17 protein-coding genes are annotated in these 18464 nt (G+C 61.5%); 7 read left to right on the forward strand and 10 right to left on the reverse strand.

What is annotated here, in order from left to right; genetic code table 11:
- The first annotated feature begins 255 nt into the window (after positions 1–255).
- Positions 256–2019 (forward strand): hypothetical protein, encoded by a 1764-nt coding sequence (locus NFW30_RS17665; RefSeq protein ID WP_295356956.1) that lies wholly within the window; start codon positions 256–258, stop codon positions 2017–2019.
- A 192-nt stretch (positions 2020–2211) separates the two neighbouring features.
- Here NFW30_RS17665 and lnt read toward each other — a convergent pair whose 3' ends face one another.
- The 6 genes from lnt to NFW30_RS17695 all read right to left on the reverse strand — a co-directional run bounded on the left by lnt (position 2212) and on the right by NFW30_RS17695 (position 7844).
- Entirely contained in the window at positions 2212–3687 is a 1476-nt protein-coding gene (lnt, locus tag NFW30_RS17670) for an apolipoprotein N-acyltransferase (RefSeq protein ID WP_295356953.1), read from the reverse strand.
- A gap of 46 nt (positions 3688–3733) precedes the next feature.
- Positions 3734–4579 (reverse strand): transporter associated domain-containing protein, encoded by an 846-nt coding sequence (locus NFW30_RS17675; RefSeq protein ID WP_295356950.1) that lies wholly within the window; start codon positions 4577–4579, stop codon positions 3734–3736.
- Positions 4580–4652: 73 nt separating this feature from the next.
- Entirely contained in the window at positions 4653–5123 is a 471-nt protein-coding gene (gene ybeY / locus NFW30_RS17680; protein WP_295356947.1) for an rRNA maturation RNase YbeY, read from the reverse strand.
- Positions 5104–6135: a PhoH family protein gene (locus NFW30_RS17685; RefSeq protein WP_295356945.1), complete on the reverse strand. Its 1032-nt coding sequence runs from the start codon at positions 6133–6135 to the stop codon at positions 5104–5106. Before NFW30_RS17685 ends, ybeY begins: the two co-directional genes overlap by 20 nt.
- A complete protein-coding gene (gene miaB, locus NFW30_RS17690) occupies positions 6126–7472 on the reverse strand; it encodes a tRNA (N6-isopentenyl adenosine(37)-C2)-methylthiotransferase MiaB (protein ID WP_295356943.1) in 1347 nt (448 codons plus the stop codon). The genes NFW30_RS17685 and miaB overlap by 10 nt, the downstream gene beginning before the upstream one ends.
- Before the next feature lie 15 nt (positions 7473–7487).
- Positions 7488–7844 carry a hypothetical protein gene (locus tag NFW30_RS17695; protein WP_295356941.1) on the reverse strand — a complete coding sequence of 119 codons (357 nt, stop codon included), beginning with the start codon at positions 7842–7844 and terminating at the stop codon, positions 7488–7490.
- A gap of 154 nt (positions 7845–7998) precedes the next feature.
- On the opposite strand from NFW30_RS17695, the gene NFW30_RS17700 reads away from it, so the two are divergent.
- The 3 genes from NFW30_RS17700 to NFW30_RS17710 all read left to right on the forward strand — a co-directional run bounded on the left by NFW30_RS17700 (position 7999) and on the right by NFW30_RS17710 (position 12642).
- On the forward strand, positions 7999–10605 hold the full coding sequence (locus NFW30_RS17700; protein WP_295372400.1) for a bifunctional aconitate hydratase 2/2-methylisocitrate dehydratase: 2607 nt from the start codon (positions 7999–8001) through the stop codon (positions 10603–10605).
- Positions 10606–11198: 593 nt separating this feature from the next.
- Positions 11199–11993: a sigma-70 family RNA polymerase sigma factor gene (locus tag NFW30_RS17705; RefSeq protein ID WP_295372403.1), complete on the forward strand. Its 795-nt coding sequence runs from the start codon at positions 11199–11201 to the stop codon at positions 11991–11993.
- Positions 11986–12642, forward strand: a complete 657-nt coding sequence (locus NFW30_RS17710) for a hypothetical protein (RefSeq protein ID WP_295372406.1) — start codon at positions 11986–11988, stop codon at positions 12640–12642. The genes NFW30_RS17705 and NFW30_RS17710 overlap by 8 nt, the downstream gene beginning before the upstream one ends.
- 394 nt (positions 12643–13036) lie before the next feature.
- Here the strand turns inward: NFW30_RS17710 and NFW30_RS17715 are convergent, their stop codons facing one another.
- On the reverse strand, positions 13037–13906 hold the full coding sequence (locus NFW30_RS17715; RefSeq protein WP_295372408.1) for a hypothetical protein: 870 nt from the start codon (positions 13904–13906) through the stop codon (positions 13037–13039).
- Between the two features lie 96 nt (positions 13907–14002).
- On the opposite strand from NFW30_RS17715, the gene NFW30_RS17720 reads away from it, so the two are divergent.
- Positions 14003–14521 (forward strand): helix-turn-helix domain-containing protein, encoded by a 519-nt coding sequence (locus NFW30_RS17720; RefSeq protein WP_295372411.1) that lies wholly within the window; start codon positions 14003–14005, stop codon positions 14519–14521.
- Here NFW30_RS17720 and NFW30_RS17725 read toward each other — a convergent pair.
- The 3 genes from NFW30_RS17725 to NFW30_RS17735 form a co-directional block, all read right to left on the reverse strand.
- Positions 14518–15186: a hypothetical protein gene (locus tag NFW30_RS17725; protein ID WP_295372414.1), complete on the reverse strand. Its 669-nt coding sequence runs from the start codon at positions 15184–15186 to the stop codon at positions 14518–14520. The genes NFW30_RS17720 and NFW30_RS17725 overlap by 4 nt on opposite strands.
- Before the next feature lie 416 nt (positions 15187–15602).
- Positions 15603–16061: a hypothetical protein gene (locus NFW30_RS17730; protein ID WP_295372417.1), complete on the reverse strand. Its 459-nt coding sequence runs from the start codon at positions 16059–16061 to the stop codon at positions 15603–15605.
- Positions 16062–16176: 115 nt separating this feature from the next.
- The gene (locus tag NFW30_RS17735) at positions 16177–17151 is read right to left on the reverse strand and encodes a hypothetical protein (RefSeq protein WP_295372420.1); all 975 of its coding nucleotides are present in this window, start codon (positions 17149–17151) and stop codon (positions 16177–16179) included.
- A gap of 353 nt (positions 17152–17504) precedes the next feature.
- On the opposite strand from NFW30_RS17735, the gene NFW30_RS17740 reads away from it, so the two are divergent.
- Together NFW30_RS17740 and NFW30_RS17745 are read left to right on the forward strand one after the other, a co-directional pair.
- Entirely contained in the window at positions 17505–17654 is a 150-nt protein-coding gene (locus NFW30_RS17740) for a hypothetical protein (RefSeq protein ID WP_295372422.1), read from the forward strand.
- Entirely contained in the window at positions 17644–18234 is a 591-nt protein-coding gene (locus NFW30_RS17745; protein ID WP_295372425.1) for a hypothetical protein, read from the forward strand. The genes NFW30_RS17740 and NFW30_RS17745 overlap by 11 nt, the downstream gene beginning before the upstream one ends.
- Positions 18235–18464 lie beyond the last annotated feature (230 nt).

The following is an 18464-nucleotide window of genomic DNA, read 5'->3' on the forward strand; positions in this document are numbered from 1 at the left end:
CCGGGACCCGCAATCCAAGTCACAGCGGGCAGCCGCAGACGGTGGTATCATCAACCCTGATTCTTTCGAGGAGAAGAACCGGTGACCGCCGAGGTTGCCGGGATGTCACAAGCCGGACCCTGAGTGGCGTCGTGACAGGTGCTTCATCGAAGTCCTTGCCGACACGTCGCGTCGCCTTGGGAGGTTCGTTTTGCGGCGCCTGTGTCGTTCCTGGATCAAGCCCGCTCGCTGCGGATTTCCGCGGGATTGCGTCGCATGGGTGAACAAGAAAAGAATGCACCAATGACAGATTCTGACTCCTCGACCGGCGCGACATCTGCCTTGGCCAGCGAAACGGTGGTGCGGCACTTTCGCCAGATCTTGATGTGGCCGTTGCGAATCATGCCCGGTCAGCTGGAAGGGACGCGTATCCCGAAGCATTGGGAGGCGATCGAAGCCGCTGCGGACGCCTGCCCGTGGCAGGAACTGCGGGACGAATTCGATGATCCCAAGAGCTTCCAGCAGCGGCATTACAAGGAATTCATCACCTTTCTGCCGTTCGTGCAGCGTTGCCTCTATGGCCAGGGATCGGCCAGTAGCCCACGAGGAGGGTTGGACAGCGCCTTGCGGGTGTTCCGTCGCCGCGACATCGCCCAGATGCGCGTCACCCTCGACAGGCATCACGCCGCATGGGTGTTGCAGATCGCGCACGTCGATCTCTACTTCTTTTACGACACGGACATCATCATTCCCGTCGTCGAGGTCTTCGCCGACGATGTTCCGCTGTTGGTCGCCGAAGACCTGTTGTTCAAGACCGGCCGGGCCTATCCGGCGTACTGGAAGCCGGATGGCCGCGCTGCGCAATGTCCGTATCGCGTCGAGTGGCTGTCCGCGAGCGGGGACATTCTGGCGGTCTCGGACTACGACGACCAGCAGAAGTTTCTCGAGTTTACTTGCCAACACCGTTCACCGAACGTCGCCGCTCATTGGGCGTATCTGCTCGAACCGCTGGCTCTCCACCTGTCCGGCTGCGAGGGCGTGATTCGCTTCCGCCAGATCGAGTATCACCGGATGCCCTTGCTCGCCTACCTGAGCTTCGACGATCCCAAGGTTCTGACGCGTGGGGACTTCGCGCGCCTGGCATTGATCACCAAAGCCGGGCCGTCCGACTCGCTGCCGTATTCCACGCGGGAACTTGCGACTCTCGAAGAGCACCATTGCTACGACAGGTTCTGGGATCCGCTCGAGCCGGATCTGTCCTGCCGCTACCTCTGCTGTGGTCATGCTTTCGTGGTCGTCGGCAAGGCCGCCGACGACTTCTTCGCCGACCGGGAGACGGGCGTTCTGGGACAGTTTCGCCATCAGTACTTCCTGATGAACCTGATGGCGCACTTCCAGAAGGCGATGCTGATGCTGTTCTCGGAATGGCTGGTTGCCGCCATCTCTCAACTCGAGGTCCGGGACGTCGAGTCGATCAAGACCTTCAAGCGCGAAATCCGGCAACTGCTGGCCTCTTTCCTGCGTTTTACCGAGCGCTACTGGTTCCACGTCGTTTCGGCCCAAGCCCAGGCGCGCGGCCTGTTTCGGCTGCTTTCCCGGCATCTCGATACCGACCAGCTTTATCACGATGTCAGCGCGTCGATCAAGGACATGAATCAGTATCTGGATAGTGACAGCCTGCGGCGGCAGGCGAACACCGTGGTACGCCTGACCGTGGTCACCACGCTGGGATTGATCGCCACGGTGTCGACGGGCTTTCTCGGCATGAATATCTTCGACGAGGCGGATAACCCTGTGTGGATCAAGTTGTTGATCCTGCTGCTCGTCTTCATTCCGAGCACACTGCTTGTCAACTATGCGGTGGCCAATTCCAAGGTTCTCTCGGATTTCCTGGAAGCCTTGGCAGACAAGCGGCTCAGCTGGTGGGATAGAACCCAGGTACTGTGCCGAATCTGGCGCAACCCGCCGCCAACAGCCGCGAACCGGGCCTCGCCGAGCGGTCAAGCCAATCTGGGCGGGCGCGGCGGCCGCGGCCAATAGGCCAACTGGCGGTGGCAGCCGCTGTCAGGATGCCCGATGTTCGCAGCCGTCGCCGGCGGCGGCTCGCCTGTTGTGCCAGCGTCTTTGGGCATCGCTGCACCTTGCGCAGCGAAGCCGCCGGGTCGCTGGGTCCGACCGGGAGCGCTTGTGCCGTTGTGGCGGCACGTTGGCCAGCACGCCTCGGTCAGACGGCTAAGCCCGGCTCCCGCGGCAGCCCGTCACGGCCACCAGCAGCAGCGCCAGGACGACGACCGGCCAGTTGCCCCAGCGCACGTAGGGCGTCGCACCCGTGTAGCCGATGACTTGACCCTGCAGTGCGCCGCGGGTGAACGGCGGCAGGACCGCGCGTACGCTGCCATCGACATCGACGATGGCGGTCATGCCGGTATTGGTCGCGCGCAGCATCATGCGGCCGCTTTCGAGGGCGCGCATGCGGGCGATCTGCAGGTGTTGCGCCGGTGCCAGCGAATCGCCGAACCAGGCGACGTTGGAGATGTTCACCAGCAGCGTCGCAGCCGGCAGCGCGGTGATGATCTCCTCGCCGAACAGGTCCTCGTAGCAGATGTTCACCGCCACCTGCTGGCCTGCGAGGGAGAGCGGCGTTTGCCGGCGCGAGCCGGGAGTGAAGTCCGACATCGGGATGTTGGCCATCGCCATGAACCAGGCGAAGCCTGGCGGGACGAACTCGCCGAAGGGCACCAGATGCACCTTGTCGTAGCGCTGCCTGCCGGATGCGCCAAGGCTCAGCGCGCTGTTGAAGTACCTGCGCTGGCCTTCACCGACCGCAACGCCGAGCAGCAGATCGCCGTTCCGGCGCTGCGCGAGTTCCTGCAGCGCATCGAGATACCCTTGCGGCACCTGGTCGAGGAAGGCGGGCAGGGCGGTTTCGGGCAGGACGGTCAGTTGCGCCGGGTGGCCGCGCGCCAGCTCGTAGTAGATTCGCAACGATTCGGCGAATCGCTCCGGTCGCCATTTCATCTCCTGCGCGACGTTGCCCTGCAGGAGCGCGACGGAAACCGGCTCGCCGGCCGGCTGCGTCCAGCGCAACTCGCGCAACAGCTGTCCGGCAGCGAGGATCAGGGCGACGCCGGCAAGCGGCAGGGCTGGACACCAGCGCAGCCAGCCGCTCGGCGGGCAGTCGTCGGTTGCCAGCCACCGGCGCAATGTCTCGCCGAGCAGGGCGCCGACCAGAGCGCTTGCCAGCGAGACGCCGAGTACGCCGAGCAGCGGTGCGTAGCCCGCGAGCGGGCTCGGTGGCGTCTGCGCGTAGCCGGCACCGAGCCAGGGAAAACCCGTCAGGACCCAGCCGCGCAGCCATTCGGCGAGCGTCCACAGGGCGGCGAAGAGCAGCGCCCGCTGCAGCCGGCCGGCCATTGCCAGACGCACGTAGAGCGCACCGGCGAGCGCCGGGAAGACGGACATCAGGAGGCAGAAAAGGACCGTCGCCAGGGCGGCGACCGCTGCCGGCATGCCGCCGAAGACGCTGAGGCTGACATAGATCCAGGAAACGCCGGCGAGGAACGAACCAAAACCGTGGCTGGCGGCGATCAGGGCTCCGTCACCTGCGCGCCGGCTGCCAGCGAGCGTGCTGCCGAGCAGGAGGAAGAGTCCGCCCAGGCTCAACCAGCCGACGCCGAACCAGGCGAGCGGCGCGAAGGCCGTCACCATCAGGGCGCCGAGAACGAAGGCAGCCAGGCAGCGCTGGCGCAGGGTCCTAGCCAGCCTGCCCTGCCTCCGTCACACGGCCGACGACAAGGGTGTAGATGCGGCGATTGTCGGCCCGCAGGACCTGGAAGTTCAGTCCGGCGATGCTGACCGCTTCATTGAACTGCGGCAGGCGCCCGAACTGGTGCAGGATCAGGCCGCCAATGGTCTGGAAGCTCTCGTCCGCGAAGTGCGTGCCGAAGGCGGCATCGAAGTCCTCGAGCGGCGTGTGTGCCTTGACCCGGTAAAGTCCGTTCTGGTCGAGCTGGATGTCGGGGTCGGCCTCGTCGAAGTCATATTCGTCCTCGATCTCGCCGACGATCTGCTCGAGCACGTCCTCGATCGTGATCAGCCCGGCGATGCCCGCGTACTCGTCGATGACGATCGCCATGTGGTTGCGCGAGACGCGGAATTCGCGCAGCAGGACGTCGAGGCGTTTGAATTCGGGGATGAACACTGCCGGCCGCACCCAGTCGCGCAGCGAGAACGGCGCGTCGCGCTCGACGCGCAGCAGATCCTTGGCGAGCAGGATGCCGATGACGTTGTCAGGGGTGTCGCAGATCACCGGGAAGCGCGAGTGGGCGGTGCTGTTGACGCGCTCGATGACCGTCTGCAGCGAATCGCCGACGTCGACGACTTCCATCAGCGGCCGCGGCACCATCACTTCGCGCACGCGCATTTCGGAGGCCGCGAGGGCACCCTCGATGATGCCGAAAGCGTCGGCGTCGAGCAGTTTGCGTTGATGCGCCGAATGCAGCAGCTGCATGAGCTGTTCTCGGTCCTCCGGCTCGCGCATCAGCAGCGAGGAGAGACGCTCGAGAAGGCCGGCCTTGCCGCCGGTACCGCTTGTTTCCATGATCACCTTCGTCAGGAGCGAGGCGTCAGCGGCGCCTGGCGCCATGCCGCCGGCGCCCGCCGCCGCTGGCGTATCAGTCCTGTTCGCCGTAGGGGTCGGCATGGCCGAGGGTGGCGAGGATGCGGCGCTCCTCGGCTTCCATCAGCGCCGCCCGTTCGGCGTCCTGCTCGTGCTCGTACCCGAGCAGGTGCAGCATGCCATGCACGACCAGATGCGCGCAATGGGCGCGCAGCGTCTTGCCCTGCTCAGCCGCCTCGCGCCTGAGGACCGGTGCGCAGAGGACGAGGTCGCCGTGCAGTCGCGTTTCGTCGTCGTAGGCGAAGGAAAGGACGTTGGTCGCCCGGTCGCCGGAGCGATATTCGGCATTGAGCCGGCCGCCCTCGCCCATGCCGACGAAGCGCACGGTCACCTCGCCGGCCCGCCTGCCCTTGCCCGCCACAGCCGCCCGCAGCCAGCGGCGGACCTGCCCGCGTCGCGGCAGCTGGCGCCGCTTGACGGCGTATTGGACGTTCAATCGCCAGCCCCTAGGGTCGCTCTTCGCCATGGCCGATCGCTGCGCCGGTGAGGCCCGAGAGCGCCGCAGTGTGCGCTTCGTAGGCCGAAACGATGCGGGCCACCAGCGGATGGCGGACGACATCCTCCTTGAGAAACTCGGTGAAGGCGATGCCGCGCACCTCGCGCAGGATCAGCCGCGCTTCGATCAGCCCGCTCTTCTGGCCGCGCTGCAGGTCGATCTGCGTCACGTCGCCGGTGACCACCGCCTTGGCGCCGATGCCGATGCGGGTGAGGAACATCTTCATCTGCTCCGGAGTGGTGTTCTGCGCTTCGTCGAGGATGATGAAGGCGTGATTCAGCGTCCGCCCGCGCATGTAGGCGAGCGGCGCGATCTCGATCGCACCGCGTTCGAACAGCTTGCCGACGCGCTCGAAGCCCATCAGGTCGTAGAGCGCATCGTAGAGCGGCCGCAGGTAGGGATCGACCTTCTGCGCCAGGTCGCCCGGCAGGAAGCCGAGACGCTCGCCGGCCTCGACCGCCGGCCGCGTCAGCACGATCCGCTGCACGAGTTCGCGCTCGAAGGCATCCACCGCCGAAGCGACCGCGAGGTAGGTCTTGCCGGTACCTGCCGGTCCGGTGCCGAAGGTGATGTCGTGCTCCTGGATGTTCTTCAGGTATTCGACCTGCCGTGGCGTGCGGCCGTGCAGTTCGCTCTTGCGCGTCACCAGCGCCGGCGAGACGCCGCCGGCCGACGCGATGTGGCGCACCGGGCGGTTGAGCAGCTCGATCAGCCCGAGCTGGATCTCGTCCACCGACAGCGTTTCCTTCGCCTGGGCGTAGAAGCGCTGCAGCGCGGCCGATGCCCGCTCGGTCTGGGCGGCTTCGCCGCGCAGCGTGAAACGCTCGCCGCGGCGGGCGATCGACACGTCGAGGGCGGTCTCGATCTGGCGCAGGTTTTCGTCCAGCGCCCCGCAGAGGTTGGCGAGCTGCCGGTTGTTGACCGGCGAGAGGAGGAGTTCGGTGACGCGGTTGCGCGCGGCGGCATTGCTGTTCACAGGCATTCGGCCCCATTTTCGACGACCTCGCCGCGCAGCGAATGCGGCATCGCGGCGGTGATGCGCACATCGACGAAGCGGTCGAGCAGTTCGTCCGCGCTGCCGGCGAAGTTGACGACGCGATTGTTGTCGGTGCGCCCGGCGAGTTCGCTGCGGTCCTTCTTCGCCACTCCCTCGACGAGCACCCGCTGCACGCTGCCGACCATTGCCCGCGACACCTCCTGCGCCAGTTCGTCGATTCGCTTCTGCAGGCGCAGCAGCCGTTGCAGCTTGACCTCCTGCGGCGTGTCGTCGGCGAGTTCGGCGGCAGGTGTGCCAGGCCGTGCGCTGTAGATGAACGAGAACGACGCGTCGAAACCGACATCGTCGATCAACTTCATCGTTTTCTCGAAGTCCGCATCGGTCTCGCCCGGGAAGCCGACGATGAAGTCGGAGGACAGAGCGAGATCGGGGCGTGCGGCGCGCAGCCGGCGCACCAGGCTCTTGTACTCGAGAGCGGTATAGCCCCGTTTCATCGCGGCCAGAATGCGGTCGGAACCGGATTGTACCGGCAGGTGCAGATGCGAGACGAGTTTGCCGACACGCCCATAGACATCGATCAGTCGAGGCGACATCTCGCGCGGATGTGAAGTCGTGTAGCGGATGCGCTCGATGCCGGGCATCTCGGCGATGTACTCGATCAGCAACGCCAGGTCGGCGGCTGTCTCGCCCGTCAGCGCACCGCGGTAGGCGTTGACGTTCTGCCCGAGGAGGGTGATCTCCCTGACCCCCTGCGCCGCCAGATCGGCCACTTCGGTGAGGACGTCGTCGAAGGGCCGCGACACCTCCTCGCCGCGCGTGTAGGGAACGATGCAGAAGGAGCAGAACTTGCTGCAGCCCTCCATGATCGACACGAAGGCCGCTGCCCCCTTGACGTGCGGTGGCGGCAGGTGGTCGAACTTCTCGATCTCCGGGAACGAGATGTCGACCTGCGAGCGCTCCGTGCGGCGCCGTTCGGCGATCAATTGTGGCAGTCGGTGCAGCGTCTGTGGCCCGAAGACGACATCCACGTACGGAGCGCGGGCGACGATCGCCGCGCCTTCCTGGCTGGCGACGCAGCCGCCGACGCCGATCACCAGGTCGGGCCGGGCGAGTTTCAGCTGCCGTACCCGGCCGAGGTCGTGGAAGACGCGTTCCTGCGCCTTTTCCCTGACCGAGCAGGTATTGAAAAGGATGATGTCGGCGTCTTCGGGTGTGTCGGTCCTGACGATCTCCTCGGACGCCCCGAGCACGTCGGCCATCTTGTCCGAATCGTACTCGTTCATCTGGCACCCGAAGGTGCGGATGAACAGCTTTCTTGCCATTGTTCCCCGATTGTTCTAGCGTGGGCGGGCCACTGCCGCTTCCGTCGGCGTCAGCATCCAGACACGATGGATCGCCCCATCGGCATTGGTGACATAGACGACCTCGGCCGGCGATTCGATCTGCATCGGCAGGACGATGAGGTTCTGCCGGTTGCGGATCTGGGCGGTCGGCGCAAGCGGCCACTGCTGCCCATTGATCGTCAGGTAGCCGTCACCTGCTGGTGGCTGCATCACTCCCTTCCTCGCCTCGTCCGGCAGCGCGCGCGGCAGCCCCTGCGCTTCTTGCGGGTGGGGCGGCTCCACCGCCGGCTCGAGAGCCGCTTCGGCAACAGCGCTGAGGATCGACAGGAGAAGGCTGGTCGGCAGGTCCATCGGCGCATTATAGACAAGGCTGTGTTCGGGTGTCAGCTCCTGTTTTCGCGACCGACGCCCCGGCTGTCCGCGGCTCCTGCCGCCGCCGCCAGGGCGCCCATGCAGTACAATGTCGCTTTCGTTGCCGTAACACCTATCGAGAAAGGACGTCGCCGTGCTGGAAGCCTACCGTGCCCACGTTGCCGAGCGCGCTGCGCTTGGTATTCCGCCTCTGCCGCTGACCGCGAAACAGACCGAGGAACTCGTCGCTCTGTTGAACGACCCGCTGCCGGGCGAGGAGCAGACACTGCTCGAACTGATCACCTACCGGGTTCCGGCCGGCGTCGACGATGCGGCCAAGGTCAAGGCCGAGTTCCTCGCCCGCGTGGCCAAGGGCGAACAGGCGTGCGCGCTGATCTCGCCACTCAAGGCGACCGAACTGCTCGGCACGATGCTCGGTGGCTACAACGTCAAGCCGCTGATCGATCTCCTCGCCGGCCCGACGGGCGAGGCGGCCGCGGCGGGGTTGAAGAAGACCCTGCTGGTCTTCGATTACTTCCACGATGTCAAGGAACTCGCCGACGGCGGCAACGCCCATGCGCGGGCCGTGCTGCAGAGTTGGGCCGACGGCGAGTGGTTCACCTCCCGTCCCGAGGTGCCGGCTTCGCAGAAGCTCACGGTGTTCAAGGTCAGCGGCGAGACCAATACCGACGACCTGTCGCCGGCGCCCGACGCCTGGTCGCGCCCGGACATCCCGCTGCACGCGCTGGCGATGCTGAAGAATCCACGGCCCGGAATCGACCCCGACAAGCCCGGCGAGCGCGGTCCGATCCAGCAGCTCCAGGCGCTGGGCAGCAAGGGCAACCTGATCGCATATGTCGGCGACGTCGTCGGCACCGGTTCGTCGCGCAAGTCGGCGACCAATTCGGTGCTCTGGTTCACCGGCGAGGACATCCCCTTCGTGCCGAACAAGCGCTTCGGCGGCGTCTGCCTGGGCTCGAAGATCGCGCCGATCTTCTTCAACACGATGGAAGACGCCGGTGCGCTGCCGGTAGAGATCGATGTCGGCCAGATGGAGATGGGTGACGAGATCGAACTCCGGATCGATACCGCCACCTCGAAGGTGACGGCGCTGAAGAACGGCAGCGTCATCGCCGAGTCGCAGCTGAAGACGCCGGTGATCCTCGACGAGGTGCGCGCCGGCGGCCGCATTCCGCTGATCATCGGCCGCGGCCTCACCACCCGGGCACGCGAGGCGCTCGGCCTGCCGCCGTCGACCCTGTTCACCCTGCCGCAGAATCCGGCCGACCCGGGCAAGGGCTACTCGCTGGCGCAGAAGATGGTCGGTCGCGCCTGCGGTCTGCCGGAAGGCAAGGGCATCCTGCCCGGGACGTACTGCGAACCGCGGATGACGACCGTCGGCTCGCAGGACACTACCGGCCCGATGACGCGCGACGAACTGAAGGACCTCGCCTGCCTCGGCTTCTCGGCCGACATGGTGATGCAGTCCTTCTGCCACACCGCCGCCTATCCGAAGCTGGTCGACGTGCGCATGCATCGCGAACTGCCAGGCTTCATCAGCACCCGCGGCGGCGTTGCGCTGCGTCCCGGCGACGGCGTCATCCACTCCTGGCTGAACCGCCTGCTGCTGCCCGACACCGTCGGCACCGGCGGCGATTCGCACACCCGCTTCCCGATCGGCATCTCGTTCCCCGCCGGTTCCGGCCTCGTCGCCTTCGCTGCCGCCACCGGCGTCATGCCGCTCGACATGCCGGAATCGGTGCTCGTCCGCTTCAAGGGATCGCTCGCCGAAGCCGGCAAGCGCGGCGTCACGCTGCGCGACCTGGTCAATGCGATTCCCTACTACGCCATCCAGGCCGGCCTGCTGACCGTCGAGAAGAAGGGCAAGAAGAACATCTTCTCCGGCCGCATCCTGGAGATCGAAGGACTGCCGGATCTCAAGGTCGAGCAGGCCTTCGAGCTTTCCGACGCGGCTGCCGAGCGCTCGGCCGCTGCCTGTGCCGTGGCGCTGAACAAGGAGCCGATCATCGAGCACATGCGCTCGAACATCACGCTGATGAAGTGGATGATCGCCAACGGCTACCAGGACGCGCGCACGCTCGGCCGCCGCATCAAGGCGATGGAAGCCTGGATCGCCAGCCCCGAGCTGCTCAGGGCCGATGCCGACGCGCAGTACGCGGCGGTGATCGAGATCGACCTCGCCGATGTGCTGGAGCCGCTGGTCGCCTGCCCGAACGATCCGGACGACGTCAAGCTGCTGTCCACCGTCGCCGGCGAGAAGATCGACGAGGTCTTCATCGGCTCGTGCATGACCAACATCGGCCACTTCCGTGCCGCCGGCAAGGTCCTCGAAGGCAAGACCGACATCCCGACCCGCCTGTGGATCGCACCGCCGACGAAGATGGACGCGATGATCCTCAACGAGGAAGGCTACTACGCGATCCTCGGCAAGTCCGGCGCGCGCATGGAAATGCCCGGCTGCTCCTTGTGCATGGGCAACCAGGCGCAGATCCGCAAGGGCAGCACGGCGATGTCGACCTCGACGCGCAACTTCCCGAACCGTCTCGGCATCGACACCAACGTGTATCTCGGCTCGGCCGAACTCGCCGCCGTCTGCGCGCTGATGGGCCGCATCCCGACCCCTGCCGAGTATCTCGAGCAGGTACAGGCGGTCAACGCCAAGGCGGCCGACGTCTATCGCTACATGAACTTCGACCAGATCAGGGAGTTCAGCGAGGTGGCGGATACGGTGGCGGTGTAGGCCGCACGCGGCTTTTCAATCAGGGAAACGGCGCCTCGCGGCGCCGTTTTGCTTGGCACAGTGCTTGAGGGGCTGGCGAGCTGAGCGCGGAAGGAGTTGGAAGTAGCAGCGATCACACGCCGAGCCGTGAGACCGCATGTGCGCTTGAGGAGCAAGGCCGATGAGGTTCAAGACGAAATGGCACAACACTGCCAGGTTGCGGGCGGAATGATCGGGGCAATTCCACGATCGGTCATCGGCAAAGACAACGCCCACGCGCCAGAAACCTATGGAAGTCGGGAAGCCGTTAACAGCTCTTTCGTAACCGCTTGGGCGCAAGCGATCATGCCAGGTGGTTCACGACGATGGCATGCGTGCGACTGTGCGGCGCAAGCCCGGAGTTCGAGTTCGATAAACGGATGGCGTGGTAGGCGAGCGCTTCCGCGATCGCTCGACACGGGCGCCGATGCCAGCAGCCCGCAAACCGCGAGGAGACAGGCGTCTTGCGGGCTGCTGGCATGAGCGGGAAGCTGGTTCTGCGGGGGTGTTGGGGAAATCCGGGCCGACATTCCCGGTTGACGAAGGACGACTTGGGCGGAGATACTCGCAGAACGATGACTGGAACCCCAATCCTTCCCGAGTGGCCGGTTTCCTCATGCATCATTCGGCAGAAAATGCTGACTACCCGATTGATGGTCGCCAGTCTGTCGGAGCCGCAGGGCCAACGCCACCGCTTCACCTTCGTTCAGCCATCCAATCCTCAATCCCGAATCGCTATGGATGCTCACTCTTTCGTGCAGGCAGCTCAGGAAGGCGGCAGCGCTCTCGATACGGTCATGCGAACTCTCATCCGGGACGAGTCTCGCCGCACGTACCGACTTTGTCACCGCGATCTCTATCGGCTGAATGTCACCGATTCCGACGTCGAAGACTGCGTGCAGGAAACCTTCCTCAAGGTCTGGCGCAATGCGCGCAGCTTTCGCGGCGAATCGAAACTCCTGACATGGATCGAGTCGATCCGTCGAAACACTGTGAGGGACTTTTCTGAGCGATGCCTTCGGCGCAACGAAGCCGCGCTCGAGGACGAAGATGGCATGATCATGCCCGATGCTGAAAGCAAGCTGCAGGAAGCCGCACACCACTCGGTTGATCGGCCCGACCTTTGTCTCGAACGAGCCCAAGTGCGGGAGTGCCTCGCCAGGCGTATGGAGGTGTTTTCCAGGGATTACCCGGCAGACGTCACTTATCTGGTATGGATCGTCATCGACGGTATCAGCAATGAAGAACTCCACAAGCATCGTGGGGGAACTGAGGGAGCAACACGTGAGTACAAGAGTCAGTTGATGAAAAAAGCCCGGAAAATCTTCGCTGAGTGCTACCTTTTGGCACAGGGAACGTCCCGTGGGTGAGCTGACCCCGCGAAAAATCGACGCGGACGAGAAGCAGGCGCGCGACTGGTTTGATGTGCTGGCGGGGCGAAGGCCCGGCGGGCCTCCCATTCCGGACGCAGCGTTCGCCGAACTCCTGCGAGAGGCCATCACGGCAAACCCGCCACCGGCTGGCGAGATGCAGCTCTCGGTGATCGAGATGGAGAAGCGGATATGTGACGCTGCCGCCAAGGAGGGACTGCTTTCCATCGAAAAACCCCGAATGCCGCTTCACCCGAAAGCAGCCACTGCGGGTTGGCTCACGGGCCTCTGGACGACGCTAACAGGCGCGCCCCTTCGCTCCGTCACCGCAGCCGCGCTCGTCGTCGTGGGAGTTTTCCTTGTTGTGCAGCAATCGTCGCATGTCGAACCTGAAGCGATGCCCGTCTCTCGCGGGGCCCAGATACAGGGGGCTGAAGCTCCGGGAGATCCGCAGCGGGCTGCCATTGCGCTGGTTGCCGAACTCAAGCAGGAAGGTATCGTGGCCCGGCTGGAAAGAGAACAGCAGCAGGTCATCATCCTTGTTGAGCTGCCAAAGTCTCCCACGCCAGCCCAGAAATCCGCTCTGGCGCGCGCGAAGACCACAGCGCTGCTGTTCTCCCCTGGTCTGACAATAAGGGAAACAGAGTGAGATCTGCTGTCTTCCTCCGGCAAGTCTGACCATCCGGGTGCACTTGTCAATGGCGGTGAAGAAGCGCCGATAACTGGCTGCGAGTGGGTGGACCTGCCGGTGCCCGACCACACCCACATGTCGCGACGGGTCCCGTGCCTTCGCTTTCCTCGCCAGCCTCATCGAAACCTGTTGCCGTCGCGGAGCATCCGCCTGGCAATACCTCGGCACCGTCATCGCCGCCGCTCGCAAAGGCTTGCAGCTTCCCACGATTCCCGCCATTCCGGCAAACGTGTAGGGGAGTGAACGATTACCGAGGATTAGCCTTCGGGGCGTTGAAGGAAAGTTCATGGCGGCATTATACGCGAAACACATCAGCGCGGGAACGAAATGCACAGAACTAGTTTATCTATTATTATGGACGCGGGCAAACCACTTTGGCGTCTAACATAAATCTCACTATTCTATCTTTATCTACAATTGAATAGTAATCGCTATGTCCAGAAAACATAGCTGCAGATAATCTCCTACCAACAATCTCATGGTTATCAAGATCTTGTTGGCTTTGAGCATTTCTAGCTACATAAGCACACATAATTTCATGCCATGTTGGATCCTTTTTGCCCAGATAGGAAAGGTAAAATTGCTCTCTTCTAGCTATGCGTTCCTTCTCGCTAGCCGATATTTTGGCCTCTGCTGGCTCTTCATGTTTAAGTGAAATATTAGTTGACTCTAATCCAACCGATGCCATCAAATGAATATAATCATCTCTTGCCGCATCATGAACAAGGCATGCAAGTTGATCAACACTGTAGAAAGAAGAAACTCGCTTCTCATTATATTTTGGGCCGCCCGATACTTGCTTAAAAAAATACAAATAAAACCCCTTAAGCTCGTCATCCGTGTATGTATTAGCGCGCGTGCCTCGAGGATTGTCTTTCAGAAGTTTTGCGATATCATAGAACTGTTCCCACCCTGGCTTGCTATTATTTCCATCAAGAAAGCTATATTCGTTACCAACTAGGTTTCGTGCATAAACGACGAAATTCGTGCCTTTTGATTTTGCATGCATTGTTTGAAACACAGACTTGGTCACTACACTCTGACCATTAACAAGCCCTGGACTGCGGGCAGACTCTACCGCATTAAATCCTGCCATAAAAATTTTATCTAAGGGGTTGTCATGCCCTGTTGGGTCATCAACAACAGAACTACATCTTGCAACCAACGCCAGTGTTCCAGAAACTAAAATCGCTGCCTTACCCCATCTTTCGATCAACGCCATTTTTTCTCTCCTGTTATAACTATACTTACTAATAAATAAAGTATTTTAGTGCATTTGGCGCTTGTTTTTCGAGTTTCCCAAGGTATAATATGACGCATGAACTCTCCACTGATGCCGCAGAGGCCGGTTTTCACTTCCAAGCGCATGGAACAGCAATGGGTACGCATGCAAGGCGTCAAGATGATGCGGGCTGGTATGCCGGCGAGTCATGTGGCGCACCATCTCGATGTTTCGGTGCGCGCGGTTTTCAAATGGATCGCAGCATTCTACGACGGTGGTCAGAATGCGTTGCTCGCCCGAGAAGGAGCCGGTCGGCCGCCGAAGGTCACCCCGGAGCAGTTGCGATGGATCGCCGATACGGTGCGCGACCGCACGCCCGACCAGTTGAAGTTCGAGTTTGGGTTGTGGACCTTGCGCCTGATCGGCAGTCTGATCGAGCGGCAGTTTCAGATGACGCTGAGTCTGCCGACGCTGGGCAAGGTGATGCGGCCGGAGGCGGATCCCCTGTGGGCTAGGCAGGTATGGACCGTTTCCACACGAAACGAACCCCGACATACTGGAAGCGGCAAGAAGCAGATCGCAATCCAATTTTATCTCCGTCCGCCAGCAGATTAGAGCTTCCTGCAAACTCCTGTCTCAACATCAAATACGGGAGACTTATCATCTTCTTTCTGGATCGGATGCAGAATTGTCAGCGTATTGCTATAAGGTGTATAGAAGGCTTGACACCAGAAGAAGGTTCTATTGGCGAAAACATCTTGTTTCGCAACAGTCTGCATGCAGTAGAAATCAGGGCTTCCGGCAGCAAAGTTTGACTCCAAGCGCTGATTTGGGAAATACTTCGCGGTGAACTCGCGATCGCGGCTCAAGAGAAATCCCGCTTGCCCACGCTCAGGCTTAAAGATCCGAAGAAAAACGGTCTCATCCGGTTGGTCCTTCTTTCTTAAGGTCAGTCTGCGGTAATCAATGGTCCACACATCACCTGCGTCGCCTCTAGCATGTGCCAGTTTACATTCGAATTCACCTTCGGTGACTGCGATTTTTGATGAGAATGAAGGGCCTTCATTCCAGTATGTTGGAAAATTCGACGAGTAACCGCCCCGGTTCCAGAAAAGAGCTTCCATTAAGTTGTTGCTTGGCCTGTCGATGGTTGGACCATTAATCCACCCAAAAGGCAAAATCAAGACCATAAAGCAGCTTGCAGAAAGCGCGAGCAACCAAAAGATACGTTTTCCGGTCTGCGATAGAGTTCGCGCAACGGTCATTCTTGAGAATTGCATCTCGTGCCATCCTTCATCGTCGTCGTATTGTAAGATTTTCCCAGCATTAGCAGACCAGTAGGTCGCGCATGTTGGGCTGGTCGGTTTGTCACTACTTAGTTGTCTGGCCAATCACCAACGGAGTTGTAGACGCTGCAGCTTTCTTAGCCTTGGCCGAGGCTTTTTCAGCAGGATCTGCACCTTTCTTGAGTAGACCAAAGAGTTCCCGTGCGCTACTCGATACTCATTTCCTACGCCTTCGAAGCATTTCTTTGCTCAGTTCGTCTTGTGCGGGGATGGCCGAGCAGCGAGCCGTCTCTAGGGCGATAAATTGGGACTCGACGACCCTTCGCTCCCTTGTCCCAGCCACCCTTGTGAGGTGGCGAAGTCCTTGCTGTTGGATGGGGTCGGGAGTTGGTGAAATTGGTCAAGAAACTTCACGCTTCCTTTGAAGAAAAACACTCGTTCCTGGCACGAGCGTAGCGATTCCGGTCGATGAGCGCGAGAACAACTGACGCAACAGATATCAAGAATGCCGTCTTGTAAAAGTAGAACACGGCGATTCGAGGTGGATCGTAAAGTAACTCGCCAAAAAGCATTACAATAGCCCCCATCACACCCACATTCCAACAAGGAACTACATACTCTTTTAACTTGAGCCGAACGGCATTGAAACCCCACACACAAATGGTGCCACCATATGCGATAAGCATACCAGTGAAGCCCAATTCTAGACCCCCATAGAAGAGAATTTCATACCATTGCTGCGCCGGAGTCATCCGCTGAAAGAAAGGCTTATCGTAATACAGTCCAAGCCCAGCAGCGCAAAAATACAGGCCGAAGATAATCCACAAACAGCCAGCCACTCCAGTTAGACCCGCTTGTCTGAACTTCATAGGAAACATCCTCCTTGTAACCCGAACGCCGGATGGGCAATCTTCAGGGCATTATTGATGACAAGTCTGTGTAGGCTCAATCGCTCGAAGCTCTCAGCCAGTGCTTCTCCGACACTCAATAGCCTTGACAATACTGAAACTCGCTTTGGCCAGGACAGCGACTACGCCGCACCTCCATTCTGTCTCGCTCATCTTGCTGCCGTCGCTCTTCTTCGCGACGTTCCGCCTCCCGAGCTCTTCTTTCGGCGCGATCGGCCGACGCGTCCTCGTGCCGCTTGAAGTCATCAGCGAGACGTTGTTCCATTTCTTCATTGATGCCCCGGCTCGATTGCCCGCGATGGGGCGGATCGATCTCGGCTTCCCAGGTGTTCCCCGATCTGACCAGGCGTGCACTCGCCGTGCCGGCCATCGGCATCTTGAACTGTGGTAGGAGAACACCCCCATGGGATTGGTGAACCAACGACATTTCATACGAGCAATGGAAGCTCCCTTTCGGCTTTGCCGGCTGACAGCCGCGTTTCTTGAAGGACGAGATACGGAAGGTGGTGTTGCCGACCAATACTCGCGACCCATCGGGAATGACACCCAAAGCTTCCCCCAACGGGCCAGGTAAGACGGTGCGCCAGACCTCTCCCTGTTTCTTGAAGGCAAGCTCATAGGCGCGATTTCCGGCCGTTTCCACCGCCTGACAAAGCTCTGCCTCGGTCGGGCCATCGCTGGCGGCACCTTTCGCGACGGAGCGCTCATCCTGCATTCGCTTCGTGCAGTAGGAAACGTTGGTATCCGGATGTCCCGGACTGGCCGTCCCAGGAACGCGCTGCCCCGTGTTTCCTTTCGACAGCCGCTGATCGCGGTAGGGCTGCCAACAGGCGTGCGCCGCTGTGTCGCATGCTTCCGAACAGGAGGTACGTTGCCGCAAGTCCATTTGCAGACAGGCTCTTCGACAGACAATCTGTTCCTGAAGGCATGGGTGTTGCGGTGTCGCGAGGGCGGAAAAATTAGCGCCGATCAGTGCGAAAAGCACGACCCCCGTGCTCGCCTTGCGTAGGGTTCCTGTCAGTTCCATGCCTGTGCTCAACATCGTCATCATCTGCCTCCAAGAATTGGGATAAGGTCTGCGTCATCGGCCAAGGTACCGATTTCGCGGCAACGCAGTTCTTGGACGGGCGCAGCTTGTTCTTGTCAGGGTGCAGGGTGATGATCTCGATCTGCGGCAACTTCGCGAGAGACGTCGGTGTCTATGGCAGCGTGCGCAAGCAACCCTCGGCCCGAACGGCATTGTACCCCTTCCCGCACCATGGCGGCACGCCCTGGGATCCCTGCTCCAGGGCTTCTCGTCTTGGAGAGAGTGGTGCGCCGTGCCACCTTCACGCCTGAACCTGACATTCGTCGAGGCAAGCCGTCTACCACTTGCGAGCGCTTGGTCACGGCGTGGCACAACCGATGGTAACCGTCATGATCATGTCTAAACAACTATTGGGCGGGCGGGAGACGATGGGACCAGGCGCGGTCGCGAAGGCCATCCGCATCGCGCTGGCGGCTATCGTCAACCCGGATGTCCCGAATTGGAGAGTGATTGCTGATGAAAATTGACCACCACCCACGCGCCCTCGGCAGATCGTCGCCAGGCAGGGTAGTTGCGGGGCTTCTCGCGGGGATGCTTTTGATACCCCACGTCGACGCGGTAGACCGGATGGCTGTTCCTGATAGCCGAACACTGGACGCGCAGGCAACCGGTCGCTGGATCGAACTGGACGCGCACAGAGACAAGCGAGTATACGTCGCGCTGACCGGTACCCGTGGCTACGATGGGCTACCGCGCATTCACCTGCGAGTCGATCGGCTGCCGGATGCCGACGACCTGGCAGCCACTGAGATCACGACCGAGGACATCGATTGTTGGCGTGGGGAGACGCGTCTGGTCAGCATCCGTCGCCACGACAAGAACGGTGTCCCGCTTGGCTCATACCATTACGAGACGCCGCAGCCTCCCGAACGCATTCTATCCTTCTACCAATCGCCCCTTGCCGAGTTCTGCCGCGGAGAACATGTCCTGACGACGCTGGCGGGCGGCAAGGAGCGTTGGCTCGATGTACTGCACAAGCAGAGGACACTGCTCCGCGAGGAGTGGCGAAGACGGATCCCGGATCGCTTGATTGCGCTTCCTGACTAGGGCTGCATTCGGCGTCCGCACGGCTGCCACCACCGTATCCATGCTGCTTGGCGCCCCCTTCTCGGATCCCGCTTCCTTCCCCAAGACGGGCGGGTCGTCCCAGAGGCAGCGGTGAATCGGCGGGCGAACGTGGCATCGTGTCGCCTTCCCGCGCATCCCGATGACTGGCACGGCAATAGTCACTTATGACTCAGATCTTTACATTTCCTGAGCAGATCTGGTCACGGGGT

It is taken from the genome of Accumulibacter sp. (assembly GCF_023806635.1).
Taxonomy (GTDB): Bacteria; Pseudomonadota; Gammaproteobacteria; order Burkholderiales; family Rhodocyclaceae; genus Accumulibacter.